The 23,273-nt window shown below is 61.0% G+C and carries 17 protein-coding genes; 13 read left to right on the forward strand and 4 right to left on the reverse strand.

Features of this window, described 5'->3' with window-relative positions; translation table 11 throughout:
* Positions 1 to 33: 33 nt before the first annotated feature.
* Positions 34 to 2,109 carry a P-type ATPase gene (locus tag ACUIAF_RS07280; RefSeq protein ID WP_445338391.1) on the reverse strand — a complete coding sequence of 692 codons (2,076 nt, stop codon included), beginning with the start codon at positions 2,107 to 2,109 and terminating at the stop codon, positions 34 to 36.
* 176 nt (positions 2,110 to 2,285) lie between these two features.
* On the opposite strand from ACUIAF_RS07280, the gene rmuC reads away from it, so the two are divergent.
* The 11 genes from rmuC to ACUIAF_RS07335 all read left to right on the forward strand — a co-directional run bounded on the left by rmuC (position 2,286) and on the right by ACUIAF_RS07335 (position 13,720).
* Positions 2,286 to 3,638: a DNA recombination protein RmuC gene (gene rmuC / locus ACUIAF_RS07285; RefSeq protein WP_445338392.1), complete on the forward strand. Its 1,353-nt coding sequence runs from the start codon at positions 2,286 to 2,288 to the stop codon at positions 3,636 to 3,638.
* 118 nt (positions 3,639 to 3,756) lie between these two features.
* Positions 3,757 to 4,353: an orotate phosphoribosyltransferase gene (locus ACUIAF_RS07290; protein ID WP_015022519.1), complete on the forward strand. Its 597-nt coding sequence runs from the start codon at positions 3,757 to 3,759 to the stop codon at positions 4,351 to 4,353.
* Positions 4,350 to 5,075, forward strand: coding sequence for a TrmH family RNA methyltransferase (locus tag ACUIAF_RS07295; RefSeq protein ID WP_110417710.1), 726 nt, complete (start codon positions 4,350 to 4,352; stop codon positions 5,073 to 5,075). Before ACUIAF_RS07290 ends, ACUIAF_RS07295 begins: the two co-directional genes overlap by 4 nt.
* Positions 5,072 to 5,998 (forward strand): ATP-binding cassette domain-containing protein, encoded by a 927-nt coding sequence (locus ACUIAF_RS07300; RefSeq protein ID WP_445338394.1) that lies wholly within the window; start codon positions 5,072 to 5,074, stop codon positions 5,996 to 5,998. The genes ACUIAF_RS07295 and ACUIAF_RS07300 overlap by 4 nt, the downstream gene beginning before the upstream one ends.
* The gene (locus tag ACUIAF_RS07305; RefSeq protein ID WP_445338396.1) at positions 5,995 to 6,963 is read left to right on the forward strand and encodes a hypothetical protein; all 969 of its coding nucleotides are present in this window, start codon (positions 5,995 to 5,997) and stop codon (positions 6,961 to 6,963) included. Before ACUIAF_RS07300 ends, ACUIAF_RS07305 begins: the two co-directional genes overlap by 4 nt.
* Before the next feature lie 43 nt (positions 6,964 to 7,006).
* Entirely contained in the window at positions 7,007 to 7,303 is a 297-nt protein-coding gene (gene gatC / locus ACUIAF_RS07310) for an Asp-tRNA(Asn)/Glu-tRNA(Gln) amidotransferase subunit GatC (protein WP_015022515.1), read from the forward strand.
* A 4-nt stretch (positions 7,304 to 7,307) separates the two neighbouring features.
* On the forward strand, positions 7,308 to 8,861 hold the full coding sequence (gatA, locus tag ACUIAF_RS07315) for an Asp-tRNA(Asn)/Glu-tRNA(Gln) amidotransferase subunit GatA (protein WP_015022514.1): 1,554 nt from the start codon (positions 7,308 to 7,310) through the stop codon (positions 8,859 to 8,861).
* Between the two features lie 24 nt (positions 8,862 to 8,885).
* Positions 8,886 to 10,388, forward strand: coding sequence for an Asp-tRNA(Asn)/Glu-tRNA(Gln) amidotransferase subunit GatB (gatB, locus tag ACUIAF_RS07320; RefSeq protein ID WP_445338398.1), 1,503 nt, complete (start codon positions 8,886 to 8,888; stop codon positions 10,386 to 10,388).
* 131 nt (positions 10,389 to 10,519) lie between these two features.
* Positions 10,520 to 11,683, forward strand: coding sequence for a GNAT family N-acetyltransferase (locus tag ACUIAF_RS07325; protein WP_110417705.1), 1,164 nt, complete (start codon positions 10,520 to 10,522; stop codon positions 11,681 to 11,683).
* A complete protein-coding gene (locus tag ACUIAF_RS07330) occupies positions 11,680 to 11,994 on the forward strand; it encodes a DUF2469 domain-containing protein (RefSeq protein WP_015022511.1) in 315 nt (104 codons plus the stop codon). Before ACUIAF_RS07325 ends, ACUIAF_RS07330 begins: the two co-directional genes overlap by 4 nt.
* A gap of 136 nt (positions 11,995 to 12,130) precedes the next feature.
* Positions 12,131 to 13,720 carry an NAD(P)/FAD-dependent oxidoreductase gene (locus ACUIAF_RS07335; protein WP_445338400.1) on the forward strand — a complete coding sequence of 530 codons (1,590 nt, stop codon included), beginning with the start codon at positions 12,131 to 12,133 and terminating at the stop codon, positions 13,718 to 13,720.
* Between the two features lie 60 nt (positions 13,721 to 13,780).
* Here the strand turns inward: ACUIAF_RS07335 and ACUIAF_RS07340 are convergent, their stop codons facing one another.
* A complete protein-coding gene (locus tag ACUIAF_RS07340; protein WP_445338401.1) occupies positions 13,781 to 14,443 on the reverse strand; it encodes a TetR/AcrR family transcriptional regulator in 663 nt (220 codons plus the stop codon).
* A 220-nt stretch (positions 14,444 to 14,663) separates the two neighbouring features.
* Between ACUIAF_RS07340 and rho the strand changes: the two genes are divergently transcribed.
* The gene (rho, locus tag ACUIAF_RS07345) at positions 14,664 to 16,544 is read left to right on the forward strand and encodes a transcription termination factor Rho (RefSeq protein WP_445339187.1); all 1,881 of its coding nucleotides are present in this window, start codon (positions 14,664 to 14,666) and stop codon (positions 16,542 to 16,544) included.
* Between the two features lie 258 nt (positions 16,545 to 16,802).
* Here rho and ACUIAF_RS07350 read toward each other — a convergent pair whose 3' ends face one another.
* On the reverse strand, positions 16,803 to 17,021 hold the full coding sequence (locus ACUIAF_RS07350; protein ID WP_445338402.1) for a hypothetical protein: 219 nt from the start codon (positions 17,019 to 17,021) through the stop codon (positions 16,803 to 16,805).
* A 207-nt stretch (positions 17,022 to 17,228) separates the two neighbouring features.
* Between ACUIAF_RS07350 and ACUIAF_RS07355 the strand changes: the two genes are divergently transcribed.
* Positions 17,229 to 17,585 (forward strand): chorismate mutase, encoded by a 357-nt coding sequence (locus ACUIAF_RS07355; RefSeq protein WP_445338404.1) that lies wholly within the window; start codon positions 17,229 to 17,231, stop codon positions 17,583 to 17,585.
* Positions 17,586 to 17,650: 65 nt separating this feature from the next.
* Here the strand turns inward: ACUIAF_RS07355 and ACUIAF_RS07360 are convergent, their stop codons facing one another.
* Complete coding sequence (locus tag ACUIAF_RS07360; protein ID WP_445338406.1) at positions 17,651 to 23,143, reverse strand: RCC1 domain-containing protein; 5,493 nt, start codon at positions 23,141 to 23,143, stop codon at positions 17,651 to 17,653.
* Positions 23,144 to 23,273: the final 130 nt, after the last annotated feature.

The raw sequence follows: 23,273 nt of genomic DNA on the forward strand, positions 1-23,273 counted from the left end.
CCCTTTTTGTATCATGTATTGTGCTCTGTGGATTCAGTCCATAGCGGCCGCTGGATCCCTGCCCTCTTGTATGGACTCCCACTGGCTGTCAACGATGACCTGGGGGCGACGCGCCGCGACTGTCGGAAGCTGGTCCGTGTCGATCAGGGCCAGGTGCAGCCAGCGACGGCGCAGGTGCCGCAGCCGGTGCAGACGGCGAACGTTGATCATGGCCAGGATAGTGGATAGGGCCCCTGTTACTGCCGCAATCATTGGATTGAGCATCCAGCCTAAGAAGGGTTGGCAGATTCCGGTGGCAATCACCAGGGCGATGATGTTGTAGACAGTGGACCAGGTCAGGTTCTGCCTGATGACCCGGGTGGTGGCTCGGCTCAGTTCTATGGCCCTGCTGGTCCCGTCCAGGTCGCCCTGGTGCAGGATCAGGTCCAGCTGCGGCAGGTCGATGTCGTCCGAGGCATCGTCCGTGTCGGTCTGGAGTTTTGGACCCAAAGTGATACCTACCTGAGCCTTGGTCATCAGTTTGGGATCCGCTGTGGTCCCAGCCGCCAGAGCCACCAGGCTGGTTCGGCCCTGCCTCCCGGCGGATTCGGTGTCTTGACCGGTTCGATCCGCTGGAACGCCCCTGCTGGTCCGGGTCAGGTCGTGATTGAGCCGATCCATGCACTCGCGCTTGCGCTCGGGGGTCAACCGGGTGATCAGCATATCTACGCCCGCCTGACGGGCGGCCCGTTCAATCCTGTCGTCCGGCTGGCGGCTCCCATCCAGGATCAGGCTGCTTACTCGCAGGGAGCGTAGATGGGTGGCGGTCCGGGTCAGGGATTCCGTGTGGACACCTTGGCCCTCCGAATCGTCAGGATCCAGCAGAGAGGAGTCGTCCAGAATCAGCGTGCGCACCCGGCCCAGGTGGTTCATGGCTCGTGGCGAGGTGAAGAGCAGACCGTGGGCCAGGCCGGTCTCCAGACTGGTTCGGAAGGCCATGGGGATGGTCATGGCTGCGACGGCAGGACAGGCGATGGTCAGTACACAGACGGCATTGCCTACAGCATGGGCCAGGTGGGGCTGCGGACCCAGCATGAGCCAGACCATGAATGTCCATATGGCCACAATCATGATCAGGGCGATGGCTGTGTGGACGATCCGATCCATCCTGCGCATGTCGGGGGAGCGTTCGACCAGGGCCTGGGGGATGATCTTGACGAGCCTGTCTGCATAGGTGTTGTCGCCGGCGGCATCCACGCGGATGGACAGTCGACCTTCCAGAATCTTGCTGGAGGCCAGGATCCGGTCGCCGGGTCCACATGGCCGGGGTCGGTCGCCGCCGGTCAGCTCGCTGTCGTCCACCAGGGCCGATCCTGACTCTACAACACCATCGGCGGCCGGGCGCTCTCCCGTGCGCACCAGGAGTAGATCGCCTGGGTGAATCCGGTCACGTGCAAGGATCTGGGCGGGGACTGTCTGCGGATGCTCGGAATCGGCCACCAGCCCTGAAGCTGGCCGTATCTCCGTCAGATGGTTCAAGGAGGCCACTAAGGATGCTTCCATTCTGGTCCCGATGACCCGGGCCAGCAAGAGGAGGGTGATGACCACGCCTATCAGATCGAAGTATGGGGATCGGGAGCCCTCCGGCAGCAGGGATCCGGCCAGACAGGTGGCCAGGCTGTACAGGTAGGCCAGGCTTGTGGCCAGCATGGCCAGGAGATCGGGGCTGCAGCGGTGCTGGGTCATGGCCTTCCACCCGTCCATGAGTATTCTGCGGCCGCAGTAAAAGATGACCGGGGTTATCAGAATAGCCTGGACCCAGGGGCTGGTCAGCCAGGAGGGAATCAGATCGGGGCCGAAACGATCGAACAGATCCAGAACCAGAACAGGCGCGGTCAGCAGGGCGCTTACGATGGTCGGCCTGAGCAGGCGGTGGCTGCGAGAGTCCAGATCGGCCCCCCATTTGCCCCAATCCTCGGGATCACGCCAGGGACGGTTGGCCGTGGAGTCTACGGCTGCATTCTGGTCGCTGACATGAGCCGACGGCATAAGGAAGTACCAGATGATCAGCCAGGTGACCGCACAGGCCACGACCAGATCGGCTATCGCCAGGAAGATATCGATACCCACGGATCTCCTTCGGTCTTGCTCCAACCCCTCAATATTTCCTATTCTGCCCGTCACTGCGGCCCGACACCGGACTTAAGGCCGATTCCTTGCGGAAAAAACGAATTCTCGAATTATCGCCGACTGGTCACCGTGTCGACTTGGCTTTCGGGTCCAGTACTGGAGGTTTACTAGAACATATGTTCGATTCTACGTCATCAGTGGTCATGGTGGTGCTTCTCCTGCTGATTGGTATTTTTTTGGGAGGACTGGCCGGGTATGTGCTGGGTCGCGCCCGGGGTCGGAGGGCCGTCGGCACGGGGTCTGACAGCCAGGTGGATGAGCTGCGCTCGCAGCTGGACCAGGCTCAGGAACGGCTTCACGGATCCGATGCGGCTCTGGTGGAGGCGCGGACCAAGGTGGACGGTCTGAACCGCGAGCTCTCCTTTGTCAAGTCCCAGCTGGCCCAGGCCCAGCAGGCCGAGCAGATCAGAATCGAGCAGGAGCGCCGCCGTGCACAGGCTCAGGAAGAGGAGAAGAGACGTAGGCAGGCTCAGAGCATGGAGGAGGAGAGCAAGGTGCTCTCGGCCCTGGCCCCCGTGCAGAAGAATTTGGACGCCCTCCAACACAAGGTGGCCCAGATCGAAGAGGGCCGCAAGCAGGAGATGGGCTCCCTTGGACAGCAGCTGAAGAGCCTGGGCGAGCAGCAGGGGAGGCTGGACAAGGAAACCAGCTCTCTGGCTTCGGCCCTGCGCAACAACAAGGTGCGCGGCGCCTGGGGCGAGGCTCAGCTCAGGAATATCGTCGAGTCCGCTGGTCTCTTGGAGCATGTGGACTTTGACACCCAGGTTGTGGTCACCGCCTCGGATGGCCGCGTCCTGCGCCCCGATATGGTGGTCCACCTGCCAGGCGGCAAGACCATTCCCATCGATGCCAAGGCCCCTTATTCCGACTACCAGCGGGCCTGCGAGATTCCCGACACCGCTTCGGATGATGAGCTGCGCCGCCGGGACGAACTGCTCAAGGCGCATGCCCGGGCCCTGCGAGAGCACGTCAAGGCCCTGGCCGACAAGGAGTACTGGAACGCCTTCGAAACAGCCCCGGACTTCGTGGTGGCCTTCATACCCAACGACTCCCTTCTACAGGCCGCACTGGAGGTGGACCCCACCCTGATGGACGATGCTTTTGCCCAAAAGGTGGCTCTGACCTCGCCGGTGACCCTTTGGGCTGTGCTCAAGTCGGTGGCCTACGCCTGGCAGCAGCAGAACCTGTCTGAAGACGCCCGCACCCTCTTTACGTTGGCCCATGAGCTCTATGACCGCTTTGTGGTCCTGGGTGATCGGGCCAACAAACTGGGCCGTTCCATCACTGCCACGGTGACCGCCTACAACAAGTTCGCCTCCTCTTTGGAGTCGCGCGTTCTGGTTACCGCCCGCAAGCTGCAGCAGATGGACCCCTCCAAGGTCATCGATTCGGTCGACATGATCGATTCAGACAAGGGCAATATCAGGGAGCTGACCGCGCCGGAAGTTTTGTCCGACCAAGGGCAGTGAGTGCCGCTTAGGGGCCTCCGGCGCTAGTCTGATAAGCATGAACGAGGCAACGAAGAGACAAGAGGGTTCATTCTTCAGACCCACTGGATCACCAGATCTCGTCGGGCGCAGATCCGACATGGATCTGCCCGAGCCGGTCGATCAGCTGCGTGAACTCCTGGCCCGGGAGATCGGCGGGCGTCCCTTCACCGAGCTGAGCGGGGTCACCTTCCATCACCGCGGGGCCGAACTTGCCGGTCATGTTCTTCTGGACACCCTGGAGGATGCAGGCTATTCAGTCGACGACTTCGATGCGGTCGGGGCCCTGACCGCCGCTGCCGTGCCACTGGCTGATGCCATGCTCCATGCCGCAGCCTCGCGTGGGCAGGATCTGGACGCTTTCGTCATGGACTTCGTCTACCCCTCCATCAAGGGTCCGTCCATCGAGGGCAGGAGGGTCATCCTGCTGGATGCCTGGCTGGGCCGAAAATCCTACGTGCAGACCTCGTCCTTGGTTACCTTGGGCAAGAATAACGAGCTCAATCTTGACTGCGGGATTATTCAGCGTCAGGGCGCGAAGACGCTGGCCATCGCCTCGCTGGTGGGTGGTCGGACGGACGGCAGCATTCAGGTGGTGGATCCGGTGGACGGGTCCCGGCAAAGGCTGCCTTTCATCTGTGCCTACCAGGAGGATCAGTTCGTCGGCACGACCGACGATTCCCCGGAGCGATCATGAGGGAGCCTGATCCAGTGACCCGAGCGGCCATGGCCTCGGATGAGCCGGTCTTCCGCGAGGTGGGGGTCGGCCCCTGGCAGGAGGAGCATCCTGAGCTGCCCATGCCGACGGACCCGCGCTATGACTCTGAACTGCTGGAGCAGGGGGATCGCCGCAACGTCCTGGATCGGTACCGCTACTGGAAGGTTGAGGCCATTCGGGACGACCTGGATCGCCGGGGCCGTCATGATTTCGAGGTGGCTGTGGAGAACTGGACCCACGACTTCAATATCGGATCCATGGTCCGTACAGCCAACGCCTTTGCCGCACGCCGCGTCCACATAGTCGGTCCTCACAAATGGAACCGTAAGGGCTCGTTGATGACCGAGCTTTACCAGCACGTGGTTCACGACCCCGACATAGCAACCATGACGGCCAACCTGCGAGAAGAGACAGCTGGGCTGGGGGAATCCATGCCCCGTATGATCGCCATCGACAACGTGTCCGGGGCCGTCCCAATGGAGACCTACCGCTTTCCTCGTCACTGCCTGCTCATGTTCGGTGCCGAGGGGCCTGGCCTGTCTGAGAAGGCCTTGGAGCTGGCGGACGATGTGGTCTACATCTCCCAGTTCGGATCGGTCCGCTCCATCAACGCCGGTGCCGCGGCTGCCGTGGCCATGCACTCCTGGATCTGCCAGCATGCCGGGGTGGCGGGTCAGTCAGAGCAGGGGACCCTGCCATGATTGTCGTCGACTCGCTCACCAAGCGCTTTGGCTCCCGCAAGGCACTGAACCGTGTCTCCTTCACGGCCAGGGACGGTCGGGTGACCGGGTTTGTGGGGCCTAAAGGCGCCGGCAAGTCGACCACACTGCGCATTGCACTGGGGCTGGTTCGTCCTGATTCGGGCAAGGTCCTGTTCGATGGCCAGCCCTTCGTCCGGCTCTCATCGCCCATGCGGACAGCGGGAGCGGTACTGAATCCACGCAACGCCCATCCTGCCTGCAAGGCCAGGGAACACCTGATGGCACTGGCTGCGGTCAATGGCATTGATCACCACCGGGTGGACCGGGTGGTGGAGATGGTTGGCCTGCAATCGGTCGCCGACAGGCCGGCGGGTTCCTTCTCTCTGGGGATGAGTCAGCGACTGGCCCTGGCCGCAGCCCTTCTGGGTGACCCACACAACCTGGTTCTGGATGAGCCCCTTGATGGGCTGGACCCGGAGGGAGCCGAGCGGATGAGGGGCATCTGGCGCGGTCTTGCCTCACGGGGCAGGGCAGTCCTCCTAAGCTCCCGTAAGATAGACGAGATGGCTCAAATCGCCGATGATCTGGTCATCGTCGCCAAGGGACGGATCCTGGAGAGAACGACGGTGGCCCGGTTCATTGGTGAGCACTCCTGTGACTCTCTCTATGCGGTGACGCCGCAGCCCGACCAATTAAAGGCCGCCCTGGCCACGGCGGCCGGAATCAGCATCACCCGTCTGCCGCCAGACGAGAGCTGTCCGCCGGATGCCGCCCGCTTCCGCATCCAGGGTGCGCCCCTGGCTTCCACAGCCTCGATTCTGGCCCAGGAGGGTGTGGTGCTCTATGAGTTTCAGCAGGAGGAGGTTTCCCTGGAACAGGCCTACAAGGAAGTCATCCATGGCAGAGGGGATGCGCGGCCATGAGTGCCGACAACGGTCGCCAAGTCCGCCGGAGCCGACGAGAGGTACCCACGGGACCTGATAAAGCAACCCCACGGCATGGCTCCGCCTTTACCCGGTTGCGTCGGACCTCGCGGCTGTCCCTCCTGGATTTGCGTCGGCCCTCCGGTCAGTTGACCCTTTCAGGGGCGGTTCGAGGGGAGCTGCGCAAGATGTTCTCCCTGCGATCGACCCGGGTTCTGCTCCTGATTGTCATGTTCCTGCAGCCGTTGAGCACCGGTCTGATGGCTGGCCTGGATCGGCAGACCGATCACCTCCTGGCTCACCTCCTGCCTGCCTCCAGTGGCCTTTTCTGGACGTCAGCCGTTTTCGGCCTGTTTCCGGGCATGTTTGTGGCGGGCATTCTGGGGGTTTTGGTCCTTACGCGTGAGTTTTCCGGCGCCACCATTGAGAGCACGCTGACGGCCAATCCTCGTCGGGGCATGGTTCTGATGGCCAAGGGCTTTGCCTTGGCCTTGCTGACTTGGTTAGCGGCACAAGCGGGCCTGCTGCTCAGCTGGATCCTGGCAACACTGCTTCTGTCAGGCAGATCTGTTGCCTTGACCGTCTCCAAGCCCGGGCTCGCTCTGATTGATCTGCTGGGGGGACCGCTCATGCTGGTCCTCTTTGCTTTGATGGGCCTGGGTCTGGGTGCCTTGAGCCGATCCAAGGTCGGCGGAATCGGCCTGTTCCTGGGGCTGACCTTGATCCTGCCACTGATTCTGGGCCTCCTGCGGGGTTTGAGCCTTCCTGTCGGCTGGCTGCGGATCCCCTTCAGGCTGACCCCAGCCAGCCTGCTGGGCACCTTCCTCTCGGGCATGGGCCGGGTGTCAGGGACAGGCATCGGATGGTGGCCGACATGGTGGCAGGCGGGCCTCATTATGATGGTCTGGACGGCTCTATCCTGTGCTTTGGGAACCCTGGTCTTCCGGCGCGTAGACATCGGTTGAGCCTGCCTTTTGCGTGTCATAGAGCACCCATATGATAAGAGGTATGCCAACTTTTACACGTGAAGAGATCAAGCACTTGGGCGATCTGGCCCGTATTGCTTTGACCGATCAGGAGGCTGACCGCCTCAAGGGCGAACTCAACGTGATCGCCGATTCCATCACCAAGGTTCAGGAGGTGGCCGGCGACGACGTGCCCCCCACCGCCAATCCCATTCCTCTGGAGGCCTATCTGCGCCCTGATGAGGCTGAGGAACCGCTGACCCAGGAGGCTGCACTTTCAGGGGCTCCGGTCACCGAGTCGGGCATGTTCGTGGCCCCGCGCATTCTGGGTGAGGAGTGAGACGATGAGCGCACAGGAAGAATTGGTCAAGCAATCCGCCTCCGATATGGCCGCACAGTTGCGGTCGGGGCAGGTCTCCAGCCGTGAACTGGTTCAGGCTCATCTGGATGTGATCGAGGCTGCCGAGCCCAGCATTGATGCATTTCTGCACGTCAGCGCCGATCAGGCCCTGGAGCAGGCTGACGCCTTCGACCAGCGCCTGGCTCATGATGGGGCCGAGGGGCTGCCGGAACTGGCCGGCGTTCCCATTGCCATCAAGGATATGATCGTCACCAAGGGCATTCCCACCACGGCTGCCTCCAAGATCCTCGAGGGATGGGTGCCGCCTTACGACGCTACTGTCATCAAAAAACTCAAGGCCGCGGGCATGCCTATTCTGGGCAAGACCAACTTGGATGAGTTCGCCCAGGGGTCTTCCACTGAGCACTCGGCCTTCAAGCCCACACACAACCCCTGGGACACCGAACGGGTCCCAGGCGGTTCTGGTGGCGGCTCGGCCTCGGCTGTCGGCGCTTTTGAGGCTCCGCTGGCCCTGGGTACCGACACCGGCGGGTCCATCCGCCAGCCCGGATCTCTGACCGGCACCGTGGGGGTCAAACCCACCTACGGTGGTGTCTCCAGATTTGGGGCCATAGCCATGGCCTCCTCCCTTGATCAGATTGGTCCGGTTTCCCGGTCAGTGCTGGATGCGGCACTGCTGCAGGAGGTCATCGGTGGCTATGATCGTCGTGACTCCACATCCATTCCCAAGCCGGTTCCCCCTCTGGCCCAGGCCGCGCGGCAGGGTCAAAAGCGTGACCTGAAGGGCCTCAAGGTGGGTCTTGTCAAGGAGCTGGGTGGCGAGGGCTACCAGCCAGGCGTCGAGGCCCGCTTCAACGAGGCTGTCTCGCTACTGGAATCCATGGGCGCTCAGGTGGTTCAGGTCTCCTGCCCGCACTTCCCCTACGCGCTGGCTGCTTACTACATCATCATGCCCTCCGAGGTCTCCTCCAACCTGGCACGTTACGACGGCATGCGCTACGGCCTGCGGGTCATGCCCCCCGAGGGCGTCCCCCAGACGGCCGCCAACATGATGGCCGCTACACGCGAGGCCGGGTTCGGCGACGAGGTCAAGCGCAGGATCATCCTGGGTATCTACGCCCTGTCCGCCGGGTACTACGACGCCTGGTACGGCTCGGCCCAGAAGGTCCGCACCCTGGTCATCCGCGACTTCGAAAAAGCCTTCGAGCAAGCCGATGTCCTGGTATCGCCGACTTCGCCGACCACGGCCTTCCGTTTCGGCGAGAAGATGGACGATCCGCTGGCCATGTACCTGAACGACGTGGCCACCATTCCGGCCAACCTGGCCGGAACCCCCGCCATGTCGATTCCCGCCGGGCTCAGCGACGACGGGCTGCCTGTCGGCTTCCAGTTCTTCGCCCCCCAGATGCGCGACGAGGTCATGTACAGGCCTGCCGCTGCACTTGAGGCGGCCCTGGAGGAGCAGTGGGGAGGGCCCATCTCCCGGAAGCTGTCCACCCCCTGGCTGGATGGCCTGGATCAGGGATCGACCAAGTAGGCATCGGAAGGAAACGGAATCATAATGGCTGAAAAACTGATGAAGTACGCCGATGCCGTGGCCAAGTATGACCCGGTGTTCGGTCTGGAGGTCCATGTCGAGCTCTGCACCAACACCAAGCTCTTCTGCCCGGCCCATATCGAGTTCGGCGGCGAGCCCAACACCCAGCTGACCCCGGTCTCCCTGGGCCTGCCTGGCAGCCTGCCCGTGGTCAACAAGACCGCCATCGACTATGCGGTCAAGCTGGGTCTGGCCCTGCACTGCCAGATCAACGAGTGGAGCCAGTTCGCCCGGAAGAACTACTTCTACCCGGACATGCCCCGTGACTATCAGATTTCCCAGTACGACAAGCCCCTGAACGGCGAGGGCTATCTGGACGTGGAGCTGGACGACGGCAGCATCTTCCGTGTGCCCATTGAGCGGGCCCATGTGGAGGACGACGCCGGCAAGAACACCCACGTGGGTGGGGCCGACGGCCGTATTGAGGGCGCCGACCACTCCCTGGTGGACTACAACCGTGCCGGTGTTCCTCTGGTTGAGATCGTGACCAAGCCCATCGAGGGCGCCGGGGCGCGCACCCCCGAGGTGGCCGGGGCCTACGTCCGGGCCATCCGCGACATCGTCCGGGCCCTGGGCATCTCCCACGCCCGAATGGAGCAGGGCAACATGCGCGCCGACGTCAACGTCTCCCTGCACGCCGGGCCGGACGCCCCTCTGGGAACCCGGTCGGAGACCAAGAACGTCAACACCTTCAAGGGCATCGAGAAGACGCTGACCTACGAAATCCGCCGTCAGGCGGCCCTGCTGGAGTCCGGCGGGGAGGTGCTGCAGGAGACCCGTCACTGGGATGAGTCCACGCAGACCACGGCAGGCGGCCGTGTCAAGACCGATGCCAACGATTACCGGTACTTCCCTGACCCTGATCTGGTCATGGTCCATGTGACCAAGGACCATATCGAGGAACTCAAGGCCCAGATGCCTGAGATGCCGCGTGAGCGCCGCGCCCGTCTCAAGAAGGAATGGGACTTCACCGACCGGCAGATGCAGGACGCGGTCAATGCGGATGCCGTGGATCTGATCGAGGATACAGTCAAGGCCGGCGCCACGGCTGCCGGAGCCCGCAAGTGGTGGCTGGGCGAGATCTCCCGCGAAGCCAACGCCCGTGGGGTCAGCCTGCAGGAGCTGTCTATCTCGGCTCAGGATGTCGCCGATGTGGAACAGCTGATCGCTGACGGAAAGCTCAATGACAAGTTGGCCAAGCAGACCGTCTCCGGTGTGTTGGCCGGCGAGGGCAAGCCTGCCGAGGTCGTCAAGAAGCACGGCTACCAGGTGGTTTCGGACGATGGGGCTCTGGATGCCGCCGTCGATCAGGCCCTAAAGGACAACCCGGACATCGTGGCCAAGCTCAAAGGCGGCAACATGAAGCCCATGGGCGCCATTATCGGAGCGGTCATGCGGGCCACCAAGGGCCAAGCCGATGCCAAGGCGGTCAGCAAGATTGTCATGGAGCGCATCGCTAAGTCCTGACCGCGCCCGGTCCGCCGGCCTTGTCCCATCGGGTTCGGACCGGCGGACCCGCCCGGCCTCTCATGGTTTTCCCAGGGGCGAGGGATTACAATTGATTGCCATCGCAGGGTGGCGATCATGGAGGTGACGTGATGTCTATGAGCGGCAGGGGCAATGACCGACCGCAAACGCAAAGCGAGGAATCTGACGATGTGGCGAGCAGGCAGCTGCCCGACCGGATTGAGATTCCCTACATCCGGGGCGAGATGTTGCACCTGCGTCCTGCGGTCATCGCCGACTTGACGGCAATGGATCAGCTGGAGGCCTTCTACAATTCCACCGGAATCACCGGCAAGGGGCCTAGCGCCGAACGGGCCGTGGTCAACGCCTGGGTGCGTCGGTCGGTGGCCTGGTCCAAGGGTCTGGCCGCCCGTGATTCGGGCGTGGGCGATCCAGAGTCCCGCCGTACCCTGGCCTGGGCCATGGTCACTGATGCGGACACCGACCAGGACGGCTCGCCCGATGCCGATGCCACCAAGGGGGTCATCGGCATGATCTTCCTGATTGATGTGGACGGCTGGTCCCGCTCGGCCAGGATTCAGGTGGTCCTGGGCAGGCATTTCCGCGGGCGCGGCTACTCCCGTGATGCCATGCCCAGAATCATGACCTACGGGTACGCGGCTGCTCCTACGGGTCTGGGCCTGCACCGGATCTGGGTGGCTGTGCCAGAGAAAAACACACGTTCCATCTCCGTCTATCAGTCCCTGGGCTTCATGATCTCGGGTACCTCGCGTGATGCGCTCTGGGATGCCGAGAACGGCAAGTATCAGGATCAGATTGTCATGGACGCCCTGGTCGACGAGTATGATCCCATCCGTTCTTTGAATGCGTTTGGCATGCATGTCATCCGCGAAAATCCTGGTGTGGCAGAAGCCCTTGTTGCACATGGATACGCCGCGGATGAGGATGGTGGTATCAGCGAAGCCGGGTCCAAGGAGGCCACCCCGGCATCGCATGACACGCAGGCATCAGGTGACAAGGCCAATCAGGCCCCGAAGGATGGTCCGCGTTCAGGAGAAGTTGCTGAAGGCCATGCAGGATCCGGCGGATGGAGTGATGAGAAGACGGGCTCTGGTCAGACGGACGCCAAGGATGCGGAGGAGTCTGGTTCCAGGGGGTCGACCGCCGAGCAGCCTGGCGAGGAGCATACGGCATCGGATTGGGCCTATGGGTCGTCTGAGTCCAAGCGCTCCAAGCGCGCCTGGTGGCGTACGCTTGGCCATGGCCGTGATCGCGCGAATGGAGGTAGTCGATGAGTGCCGAGGATCTCGACAATTACGAGACCAACGCCGAACTGGCCTTGTATCGCGAGTATAGGGACGTGATCAAGCTATTCACCTACGTGGTCGAGACCGAGCGGCGGTTCTACCTGGCCAACAAGGTGGACTTCAACGTCCGATCCGCCGGGCAGGACGTCTACTTCGACGTCCGGCTGACCGATGCCTGGGTCTGGGACGTCTACCGGTCCAGCCGGTTCGTCAAGAACGTCCGCATCGTCACCTTCAAAGATGTCAATGTGGAGGAAGTGCAGAAGACGGACATCGACATCCCCGATTCGTTGGGCTAAGCGGTGAAAAGAATGGTTCTCATTACGTTTACTCCACGCAATGGCGGGAATTCGTGTGGGAAGTCGATTGGAAACCTGGGTTTATGGAAGGCCTGGATACAGTAATAATGATTTTATTTGTCTTCAGGAGGATGGCATGGAACACAAACAGTCTGTAGTCGTCATCGGCGGTGGTCCTGCCGGTTTGACGGCGGCATGGGAACTGGTCAAGGATGGCGGTGATAAGCAATATGATGTCACCGTTTTGGAAGCCACTGAGCAATTCGGCGGCATCTCCCGCACGGTTCGACACAACGGCAACCGCATGGACATCGGTGGCCACAGGTTCTTCTCCAAGGATGACCGGATCATGGACTGGTGGAAGGATGTCCTGCCTCTGCAGGGGGCACCCTCCTATGACGACAAAAAACTTGGTCGCCACCACGACCTGGAGCCTGGTGGCCCTGATCCGGAGAAGACCGACCGGGTCATGCTCAAGCGTCACCGAGTCTCCAGGATCTACTGGAACCACCACTTCTTCGACTATCCCATTTCCCTGACGCTCAACACCCTCAAGGCCATGGGCTTCAAGCTGACCATGCAGGCCGGGTTCAGTTACCTGAAGTCCGTCGTCCACAAGCTGCCCGAGGACAATCTGGAGAACTTCTATATCAACCGCTTCGGCCGCAAACTCTACTCCATGTTCTTCGAGGGATACACCGAAAAGCTCTGGGGTCGCCATCCCCGCGAGATCAGCGCCGACTGGGGCGCCCAGCGGGTCAAAGGGCTCAGCATCATGGGCGTACTCAAGAACGCCTTCCAGAAGCTGCTGCCCAAGAAGCGTGATGCCCATCAGGTCGAAACCAGCCTGATCGAGGAGTTCTGGTATCCCAAGCTGGGTCCAGGGCAGCTTTGGGAGACCGTGGAGCGGCGCAATGTGGAGCATGGGGTCCACGTGATCACCGATGCCCGCGTAATCGGACTGAACCAGAGCGATGGCCACATGACCGGTGTGATCTATCGCAACGCTGATGGCAAAGAGGTGACCCTGAAGGCTGATCAGATCATCTCTTCCATGCCCATCAAGGACCTGGTGGAGGCCATTGCCCACGAGGAGCCCTCCACCGATAAGGAAATGGTCAGAGTGGCTCAGGGTCTGCCCTACCGCGACTTCGTGACCGTTGGCCTGCTGGTCCGCCACCTGCGCATCCGCAACACCACCTCCATCAAGACCCTGGGCGATCCGCCCATCGTTCCTGACTGCTGGATCTATGTGCAGGACCCCGGCTACAAGATGGGCCGCATCCAGATCTTCAACAACTGGAGCCCCTACATGGTCAAGAATGTGGACGGCACTGTCTGGATCGGTCTGGAGTACTTCTGCAAGGAGGGCGATGACTTCTGGAGCATGAGCGATCAGGAGACCACTGACTTCGCCATCAAGGAGCTGACCCGGATGGGCATCATCAACGGCCCTACCGACGTGCTGGACTCGCACCGGGAGCGGGTGGTCAAGGCCTACCCGGCCTACTTCGACACCTACGCCCAGATGCCGGAGCTGGTCAAATGGCTGGACTCCTTCGGCAACCTCTACTGTGTAGGCCGCAACGGGCAGCACCACTACAACAACCAGGACCACTCCATGGCCACATCCATGGAAGCCGTGGCCAACATCAAATCGGGGCGTACTGACAAGACCAACGTCTGGAACGTCAACACCGAGAAGTCCTATCACGAGGAGAAGTAGACAGACCTCTGCCTTCGTTTCCTTTCAAGCCTCCGACTGCAGGGTCGGGGGCTTTGTCATTTACGACAGGGCGATGGCCGGTGCCTTCAGGGGCAGGCCCAACAGCTGCGAGAAGAAGGCCACACTCTCGCGAACACGTTGACGGACCACCTCTCTGATCTGCGGGTGGCCTGCCGCTCCTCTGCCGTTGCTGACGATGGACGAGAGCCCGTCGGCCATCAGCCAGGCCACAGTACGGGTGCCGGCTGTTTGGATCAGCTGGGTCCGCGGCAGGTCGCCCCGATCCAGCCATCGGTCCAGGGCCCTGGTCAAAGGGTCGATGATCTGCCTGACGAAGCCCTCCATCACATTGCTGTTGGTGCTCAGGTAGTTGTACCAGTTGGCCTTGTCCGCGAAGATGACATCCATCTTCCAGATGGCCCTTATCAGATGCGGGCAGATGTCATCCAGCGCCTCTTGAACGCTCAGGTCAGGATTCTGCAGGATGTCGACTACATGCTCCACGTAGGAGGCCAGGTAGGTACGCACACAGGCATCTACCAGGTCGTCCTTGGATTTGAAGTAGTAATAAAAAACGCTCATGCCCACGCCCTTACCGTGGTTCATGGCATGGATTACGTCGCGCAGGGATGTGTTCGCAGCGCCTTTCCGGTCGAAGACCCGCATGGCGGTGGTTACGAATTCGCTCCGCCGCTGTTCACGCAGAGATGATCGATCATTCATATGCCCAGTCTAGAGGTTTACCTGTGATTTCTGGACACGCAGGCCGGTTCTTGCACCCGTCGGCCGCACGTTGTAGGCTTATGGAAGTTCGATAAGCCGAGTCGGCATCGAATTTTCATGAGCGGTACCCCCGCACTATTCTCAAGCTATTTGCCTAGCTAATTAGGTATAGCGAAGGAAAGGCATTACAACAGTGGCAACAAGCCAAGATATTCATTCCATGAAGCTGCCCGAACTCAAGGAATTGGCCAGGCAGCTGGGGTTGCGCGGTATTTCCGGCATGCGCAAGCCAGTCCTGATCGAGACGATCGAGGCGGCACGCTCGGGCGGCAAGGCCCCTGAGGGAGTAACCGTTGGTAAGCCCAAGGCTGCGGCCGCCGTGGCCAAGGGGAGCCATGACGCCAGTCAGCAGCCGGCAGGGCAGGCGACGAAGTCCTCCGCGGAAGGTGGACAGGAGTCCACCGAAACCGAAGAATCTAAGGAATCCAAGGATGAGCGTCCTGTCGGAGACCTCTTCGACGTTTTGGGCATTGACGCTCATAAGAGCGGCCATACCGAGCACAGGAACCGCTTCCCCCATACCGTTGCCGACGAGGAGAACGTGGTCATATCCCGTCGCCGTCACCGCAACACGGATTCATCCCGAGGCTCCCACACCAACCGTGGCCGGAGCGAGCGTGAGCATGGTGAGGAGCGCGAAGGTTCCGGCTCCGGTTCAGTGCGTAACTTGGACGACATTCTGGCAGCACTGCCCTCACGAAATGACCGGCCCCGTCGGCGCAGCTATGAGGATCATAGCGAGGATGGGCGTGACTACCGTCACAACGGCTATGATCGCCGGAACCGTGGCGATCGCAATGACCGTAACGATCGCAATGACCGCAATGATCGACGCAACCGCAACAATCACCGTAATGCCGTCCGTGATCGCGACTATGAGCCCAGGGAGAATTTCAAGCCCGAGGATCTGGTTCCTGTAGCAGGCATTGTGGATGTGCTGGACTCCTACGCCTTTGTGCGCACCTCCGGCTACCTGCCTGGTCCCAACGATGTCTACATCTCCATGGGCCAGGTCAAGAAGTACGGCCTGCGCAAGGGCGATGCCGTGCATGGCTCCATCCGTCCTCCGCGCGAGGGCGAGCACCGCAATCAGCGGCAGAAGTTCGTCCCCCTGCAGGCCATTGACACCATCAACGGCATGAGCGTGGAGGACGCTGCAGGGCGGCCCCACTTCAACAAGCTGACCCCCCTCTACCCGCAGGAGCGCATGCGGATGGAGACCCAACCCAAGAACATCACCGGTCGTCTGATCGACATCGTCGCCCCCATTGGCAAGGGCCAGCGCGGCCTGATTGTGTCACCACCCAAGGCCGGCAAGACTCTGACCCTGCAGTCCATCGCCAACTCCATCACCGCCAACAACCCCGAGGTGCACCTGATGGTGGTCCTGGTGGACGAGCGGCCCGAGGAGGTCACTGACATGGAGCGCACGGTCCAGGGTGAGGTCATCTCCTCCACCTTCGACCGTCCCGCCAGCGATCACACCACTGTGGCCGAGTTGGCCATCGAACGGGCCAAGCGCCTGGTGGAGCTGGGGCAGGATGTGGTGGTCCTTCTGGATTCCATGACCCGCCTGGCCCGCGCCTACAACATCTCGGCTCCCGCCTCCGGCCGCATCCTCTCCGGCGGTGTGGATGCGCAGGCACTCTATCCGCCCAAGCGTTTCTTCGGTGCAGCCCGCAACATCGAGAACGGCGGCTCCCTGACCATCATCTCATCGGCCCTGGTGGAGACCGGGTCCAAGATGGATGAGGTCATCTTCGAGGAGTTCAAGGGCACCGGCAACATGGAGCTTAGGCTGACCAGGGATCTTGCCGACAAGCGCATGTTCCCCGCCATCGACATCAACGCTTCCGGCACCCGGCGCGAGGAGCTGATCACCGCGCCCGAGGAGTTGGCTGTGGTCTACCGTCTGCGTCGCCTTCTGGGCGGTATGGAAACCGAGCAGGCCTACCAGACCTTGGTGCCCAGGCTGAAGAAGACCGCCACCAACCGGGACTTCCTGGCGGCCATCAACCAGTCCATGCTGGCTCAGAAGTGACTCGGGCCTGATATCTGGCCCGCTTATTGGGTCCCATCCGCGATTCAGTTCGCGGATGGGACCCAATGCATAGGCAGCGACGAAACAATACGGCCGTTTAGGGCGATGATCTGTTCGAAGCCTTAGCCTTTGTTTTTCATAGTGTCGTCGCCTCTCTGTCATGCTGCCATCCTGCTCTCCCGCCACTGAAATCTGCAGGCGCGTCCTTGGATTCGGCCAAGAATGCAGGATTTGCGCCTTCTGTGGTATTGCTCCAGTTTAGGATGCACCGGTACCGACGCTGATCTGCCTGACAGCAAACCCCGTCGGCAGTCCGTTGGGAAAGGCCAATAGGGCTGGGACTTTCTTGCTCTCATGCTTGACCTGTCCCCAGGTCCAGATGCGTTGCCGGGAATCCAGGGCCAGAGCCTGATGGTCTCCAGCGCTGATTGACCAATCTGCAGGCCAATCATGCTGAAGGCGACCAAGACGTAGCATAGACTGACGAGTACTGTGGCGCCACGACTACGTACCATCTTCATGTGAAGGCATCCTCACCCATGCGTCCGGCACTTGCATAGGTAGGTGTAGGCGAACGAGACTCTCACCAAGAGTCAATAATCCCATCCATTCCAATAACACCAGTGTCAAGGTGGAGAGGAGCCCGGCATAGTCGCCTAGGACGCTTGATTAGACTGGTATTTTATGAGCGATGCGAAGATGGAAACAGTGATCGATGACCAGGTGCAGAGCGGGGGTCCACAGGCCCAGGCTGCCCGCCAGGTGGAGGAACTGCGTGCCGATGTGGACACCATCGATGCCGCCATTGTCGCCATGCTGGCCGAACGGTTCAGGGTGACCCACCGCATCGGGCTGCTCAAGGCCCAGGCAGGATTCGCCTCGGCGGATATGCGCCGGGAGAGCACACAAATAGCTACCTTGCGAGACAAGGCTGATGATTACGGGCTGGACCCGGATCTGGCTGAGGCCTATCTGCATCTCGTGGCCGATGCCGCCAAGCGCGACCACGAACGGCTGGCCGATCAGGCCAACTCACACTGAGGAAATCCATCGTATGGTCATGGCCGACGGCTCGGATCAATTCCTATGCCATCGGCCACAAGGTATCAGCGAGTGCTGGTTAGAGTCTGACGAGCCATTTCCAAGTAATGCTGTCTTGCTGCCAGGACAGTCACCGTTATGAAAAGTCCGACAAGCAGCACGATGAGCAGACCCTGGCTACCGGTCAGAGGCAGAATATCCTTGTAGGTAAAGGGCAGATTCTCGGTTTGAGGGTTGCCTTGGCCCACATTCCAGGTGACGTTGACTGTTGTCCGGCCCGCCTTGAAGGCTGGGGTATAGAAGGTCCAGGTATTCCATGATCCCCATGCGTCGGCTGTGCCGCTCCGGGTCAGTTCAAGAACTGCGGCAGTATCCGGATCCGTGCCGACTGTGACCGAGCTGATGGTCAATTGCGGCGGGCAGACCAAGGTGGCTGCCTTGACGGAAGTGCTGTCCAAATTGGTTCCTAGCTGTCTGCTGCTGTTGTCGCCCCAGCCATAGGCCATGTCGTTGGAGTCGATGACCAGGACTTGGCGCTCGCCTGCACTGATCTGTATGGTGCTGCCGTCTTTGCTCACCAGAACGGGGGATGCGCTGATGGATCCCGTGACGGAGATATTGCCCAGGGCGTTTTGACCGTTGTTTCCCCAGGTGTATATCTTCCCTTTGTCGTCGATTCCTGCGCAGAACCATCCTCCGGCGCTGATCTCGGTGGGTTTGAATCCATCGCTGCCTCCGTCGGGATCGGCCACCAAGGTTGGTATTGCGGCATCATTGGTGTCTCCGGTGCCCAGTCGTCCGTCGGTATTCGCACCCCAGGCGTACGCTTTGCCGTCTCTGCCGATGGCCAGGGAGTGCGAGCCTCCTGCGCTGACCTGGGTGGCGAAGAATCCTGTCGATCCGTCCTCGTATTTCACGGGTGACGACACCGACACAGGAGTGGCCTGTGAGGATTTGGCATTGTTGCCCAGTCTGCCGCTGTCGCCGTATCCCCAGGCGTAGGTTTGTCCGCTTATGCCGATGATCAGAGAGTGCTGGTATCCCGCACTGACCTGCCTGACTTGGAACCCAGGACTGGTGGCGCTTGCGTTGACGGCTACAGGAGCAGGGGCGTTCCCGGTCGTGTTACCGTCGCCCACCTGTCCGCCGTTGCTCCTGTCCCCCCAGGCATAGGCCTGATGATCCTTGCCGACGGCCAGGGAATGATAGCCTCCTGCGCTTACCTGGGTGTAGGCGAAGTCAGTGCCTGCGCCGGAGGGCTTTTTCACTTGGACGGGCGTCGTATTGGTGCCGTCTGCAGCGCCCTTGCCAAGCTGCCCCCTGCCGTTGTCTCCCCAGGCGTAGGCATTACCGTCACTTCCGAGGGCCAACGAGAATCCATATCCTGCGCTTACCTGGGTGTAGGCGAAGTCGGTACCTGCACCGGATGGCTTCTTCACTTGGACGGGCGTCTTGCTGCTATCCTTGCTGCCGTTGCCGAGCTGTCCCGTGCTGTTGTTTCCCCAGGCGTAGGCGTTGCCGTCGCTGCCGATGGCCAGGGTATGGTTTTTGCCTGTACTGACCTGGGCGAAGCGGATGCCGCGCTGCGAGGGCGGAGTGATGGTGACCTGGTATCCGCCAGTAGATGGACTGACGGTTGGGTCGACAGTAGTTGGAGCCGAAGGCGTCCAGTGTGCGACCAGGGTCAACGGGTCCGTGACTGGCTTGCCGAAGTCGTAGGCCACATTGGAGCTGCCGTCATCCGCTTTGACGAACCACCCGTCAAAGAGGAACCCCGTCTTGGCCAGGGTCTGTCGGGGTACCAATTCACCTTCCTCGATGTCTTTGCTTGTCCATGCGGCTCCAGTACCTCCCTCAGGGTCAAGCGTTATGCGCTTCTTGGTTCGATCGAAGGTGTAGTCGAACTGCTGCCTCTGCCTTGAGTCTCCGGTATCGTCGGCAATAGTCCATGTGATGGTGAAACTGGAGGGGCCGTACGGGTACGCGGGTGTGACGAAGGTCCAATCCCGGTTTGCATCCCAGGTGTCTTTGCCTGTCTGGGTCAGGTTTGTGGCTGGCTTGGTGCTGCTGGCCATGGTGCCGAAGATGACCTTAATCAGGGTGATCTGCGGCGACTGTGTAGTGCCAGGCACTGAGGTCGCTCCGGTTCGTCCGAGCTGGTTGTAGTAGCTGTATCCCCAGGTGTAGAGCAATCCGTCAGACCCAATGGCCGTCTGGTGATGGCCGGAGGTGGACACTGCGGAAGCCTTTACCGACTGGGCCAGGGTGATGGCTTTCGGATTGGTCTGCCATGCCGTATTGTCGTTCACGCCATTGCCCAGCTGGCCGTAGCCCTCCTTGCCCCAGGTATATATCCTTCCGCTATCGTCTATGGCTTCCGATCCATCATCGCCCGCGCTGATGGAGGTGATGTTGACAGGCTCGTCTCCAAAGCTAATCGCGGTGGATCCTCTCGTACTGACATTGGTATCTGTAGTGGAGCCGATGGCGGTGCCGGAACCCCATCCATAGAGGTCATGATCCGTATCCAGCGCCAGCACGTGCTGGTAGCCCGCGCTAATGGCGATATAGAACCGGGTATCAGGCTGTCCGGTGCCCAGGTCTTGAACACGTGTCGGAGTCGGATTGTCAGCAGGGGCGCCGTTGCCGAGCTGCCCCTTGTCGTTCTTGCCCCAAGTCCAGACATGGCCTTGACTGTCCAAGGCCGTGCCTGTGGTGAACCCTGCGCTGATGGCGGTGATGTCGGACAACGCCGTGACCTTGGCGGGGGAGGAATGGCTGCCCTTGTCTGAACTGCCGATGCCGAGCTGGCCTTCGACGTTGCTGCCCCAGGTGTAGACCGTGCCGTCCGAGGCCAAGGCCATGGCGTATGCCCGTCCTGCGCTGATGGCGGTGATTTTGGCATTGCCTGTCTGTGCCTTTACTGGTTCGCTGGAATAGCTTCCGGCAGTGCCGTTGCCGAGCTGGCCTTTGTCGTTGCTGCCCCAGGTGTAGACCGTCCCGTCGGAGGCCAGGGCCATAGAGTAAGTGTCGCCGGCGCTGACGGCTATGAAGATCTTTCCTTTTATGGCATCATTTTCGGCTATTCGCACCGGAGTTGTTGCCGTGCCTGAGTCTTTGCTGTTTCCCAGTCCGCCGCTGGCCTGATTCCCCCAGGCGTAGACGTGTCCGTCAGAACCCACAGCCAGGGTGTGGTAGCGCCCGGCGCTGGCCTGGGCAAACCTCACTGCTCTGGGTTTGGGGGGAGTCAGGGTGATTTTGGAGCCTCCGGTGTCGTCGCCATGGAGGGCATCCGAGGTCTTCCATTTCATATCTGACGAAGACCAATGCGCTTTCAGATTCAGTGGCCCGGTGACCGGACTGCTGAAGTCGTAGGCCACATTGGAGCTGCCGTCCGCCTCCTTGATGAACCAGCCGTCGAAGAGGAAACCTGCCTTGGTGACGGTGGGAGGTGAAGCCTGCTTGCCTGCGGTGACGAACTGGTCCGAGGCTGATGAGCCTCCGTCCGAATCAAAGGTGATCTTCTGGGCAGTGGGTGTGAATGTATAGTTGCCGATGCTTTGCCCCTGCTGTGCGGCGCCGCCAATGGACCATTGACCGTCGTTGATTCTGATCTTGGTGGTTCCGTAAGTGTGGTGCGGGGTAGTGACCGTCCATGGGGTATTTGAACTCCAGGTGTCGTCGCCTGCTGAAGTTCGGCTGATTGGGCTGTTGCTGTCGGTCTTGGCTACATCCGTCCTGCCGAAGGTCACCTTGGCCAGATCTGTCTGGGGTGGGCTGACCGCTGCAGGCTTGGTCTGCGAACCGCTTTGAGGCCCGCTGCTGCCCTGTCCCAGCTTGCCGCTTTTCGCTTCCCCCCAGCTGTAGGGGAGCCCGTCCGAGCCGATGGCCAGACTGTGCCGGCAGACATCGAATGCGGCGACTGTGACGCCTGTCAGGCTCACCTTGGTCATGATTGATTTAGGTTTTGTGGTTCCGTCGCCCAGCTGGCCGCTGGAATTGCTGCCGAACATGTACAGGCTGCCCGCAGAGTCGACCACCGCAGAGGAGTAGTCCCCGGCGCTGACTGAAACAGGCGTCGCCGCTCCCGGTTGCAGGCTTACCAGACTGGGATAGAAGGAGTGAACGCTGTCGGCATTGGGGTCATCTCCTTTGGTCAGGGGATAACCCCAGTAATATACCTTGCCTGAATTGCTCAGTGCCAGGACGTGCAGGTACCCTGCATCGATGTCGGTGTAGACTGTGCTGTCTGGGTTGCCGGTCGAGTCGCCGTAAATGCGCGATGGAGTGTAGACATTGGAACCACTGCTGGTGCCGTCCATGGTGCCGATGCTGAGCTGGCCGCCCTGGTTGCGTCCCCAGGCGTAGGCATGTCCTTGGCTGTCCAGCGCCGTTTGAAAATCGTATCCGGCGCTGATGGTGGTGAAGGTGACGCCGGATGAAGAGACCGCTGCTGGTGAAGCGTTGACGTTGACACCCGTGTGCCCGTTGCCGAGCTGGCCGTATTCGTTGTCTCCCCATGTGTAGATCGTCCCGCTCGAGGACAGGGCCATGGCATGCCAGTATCCGGCGCTGATGGCGGTGATGGTGGCGTTGAGATTCGCCTTTACCGGTACTGAAGAATTCGTGGTGGACCTGTTGCCGAGTTCGCCGCGACTGTTGTCGCCCCAGGTGTAGACGGTGCCGTCCGAGGCTAGGGCCATGGAGAATGTGGTTCCCGCGCTGACGGATATGAAGGTCTTTCCCTTGATGGCCTCGTTTTCGGTAATGCGCACTGGCGTGTTTTTGTTGATTGTGGTGCTGTCGCCAAGCTCGCCCTTGCTGTTGTCGCCCCAGGCGTAGACGTGGCCGTCCGAACCTACGGCCAGGGTGTGGTCGTGGCCGGCGCTGACCTGTGCGAATCTGACCCCTCTGGGTTTGGGGGGAGTCAGGGTGATTGCAGAGCCCCCGGTGTCGTCACCGCTGACGTCGGCTGTCGTCCACTGGGCGTCGTTGACCGACGACCAATGGGCCGTCAGCGACTGCGTGCTGGTGACCGGCTTGCCGAAGTCATAGGCTACATCGGAGCCCTTCAGGAACCATCCGTCAAACAGGTAGCCTGATTTGGTGACGGTAGGAGGAGATGCCAGATGACCTGAGGTTACTGTCTGGCTCAGGGCTGGCGAGCCGGATACCAGCGAGCCCCCGTCAGGCTCGAAAGTGAGGGTATATGAGGATGAATCCCTGGTCTGTGGCGACTTGGCTCTCGGTGAGCTGTTCCTGATGGGTTTGTCTGTCTTTTTCTCGTTGAACGGTAGGATGGACTTGAAAGGCGAGGGATTGTTGCTGGCCAGCGGTGATGGTGTGGCGGTCGGAGCAGCGGCCCCGGCCTGTGCTTCGCCGCCCGTCCTGAGCAATGGACTCACGCTGCTGTACGGGCTGGGAGAGGGCGTTTCCGTGGTAGGCGAAGGCGCCGTATCGCCTGTGGTTGCGTATGCTCCTGTTGATGCGCCGATCAGTGCCAACCCAACCATGGCTGTCAGCGTCATCAGTCTGCGGATGCCATGAGCATTCCCCATTCGATTCTTCCTCCCCAAGCGTGCCGATTCCCCGGGTCGTAACCCCAAAATCTGCGTCGGTGCACACTAAAATAAAGTCCCTCTATAACTTCTACTGTAGCATTGCAATCTTCGAGCAGTTCATAGTGTC

This window comes from Bifidobacterium sp. ESL0822, from assembly GCF_052606675.1.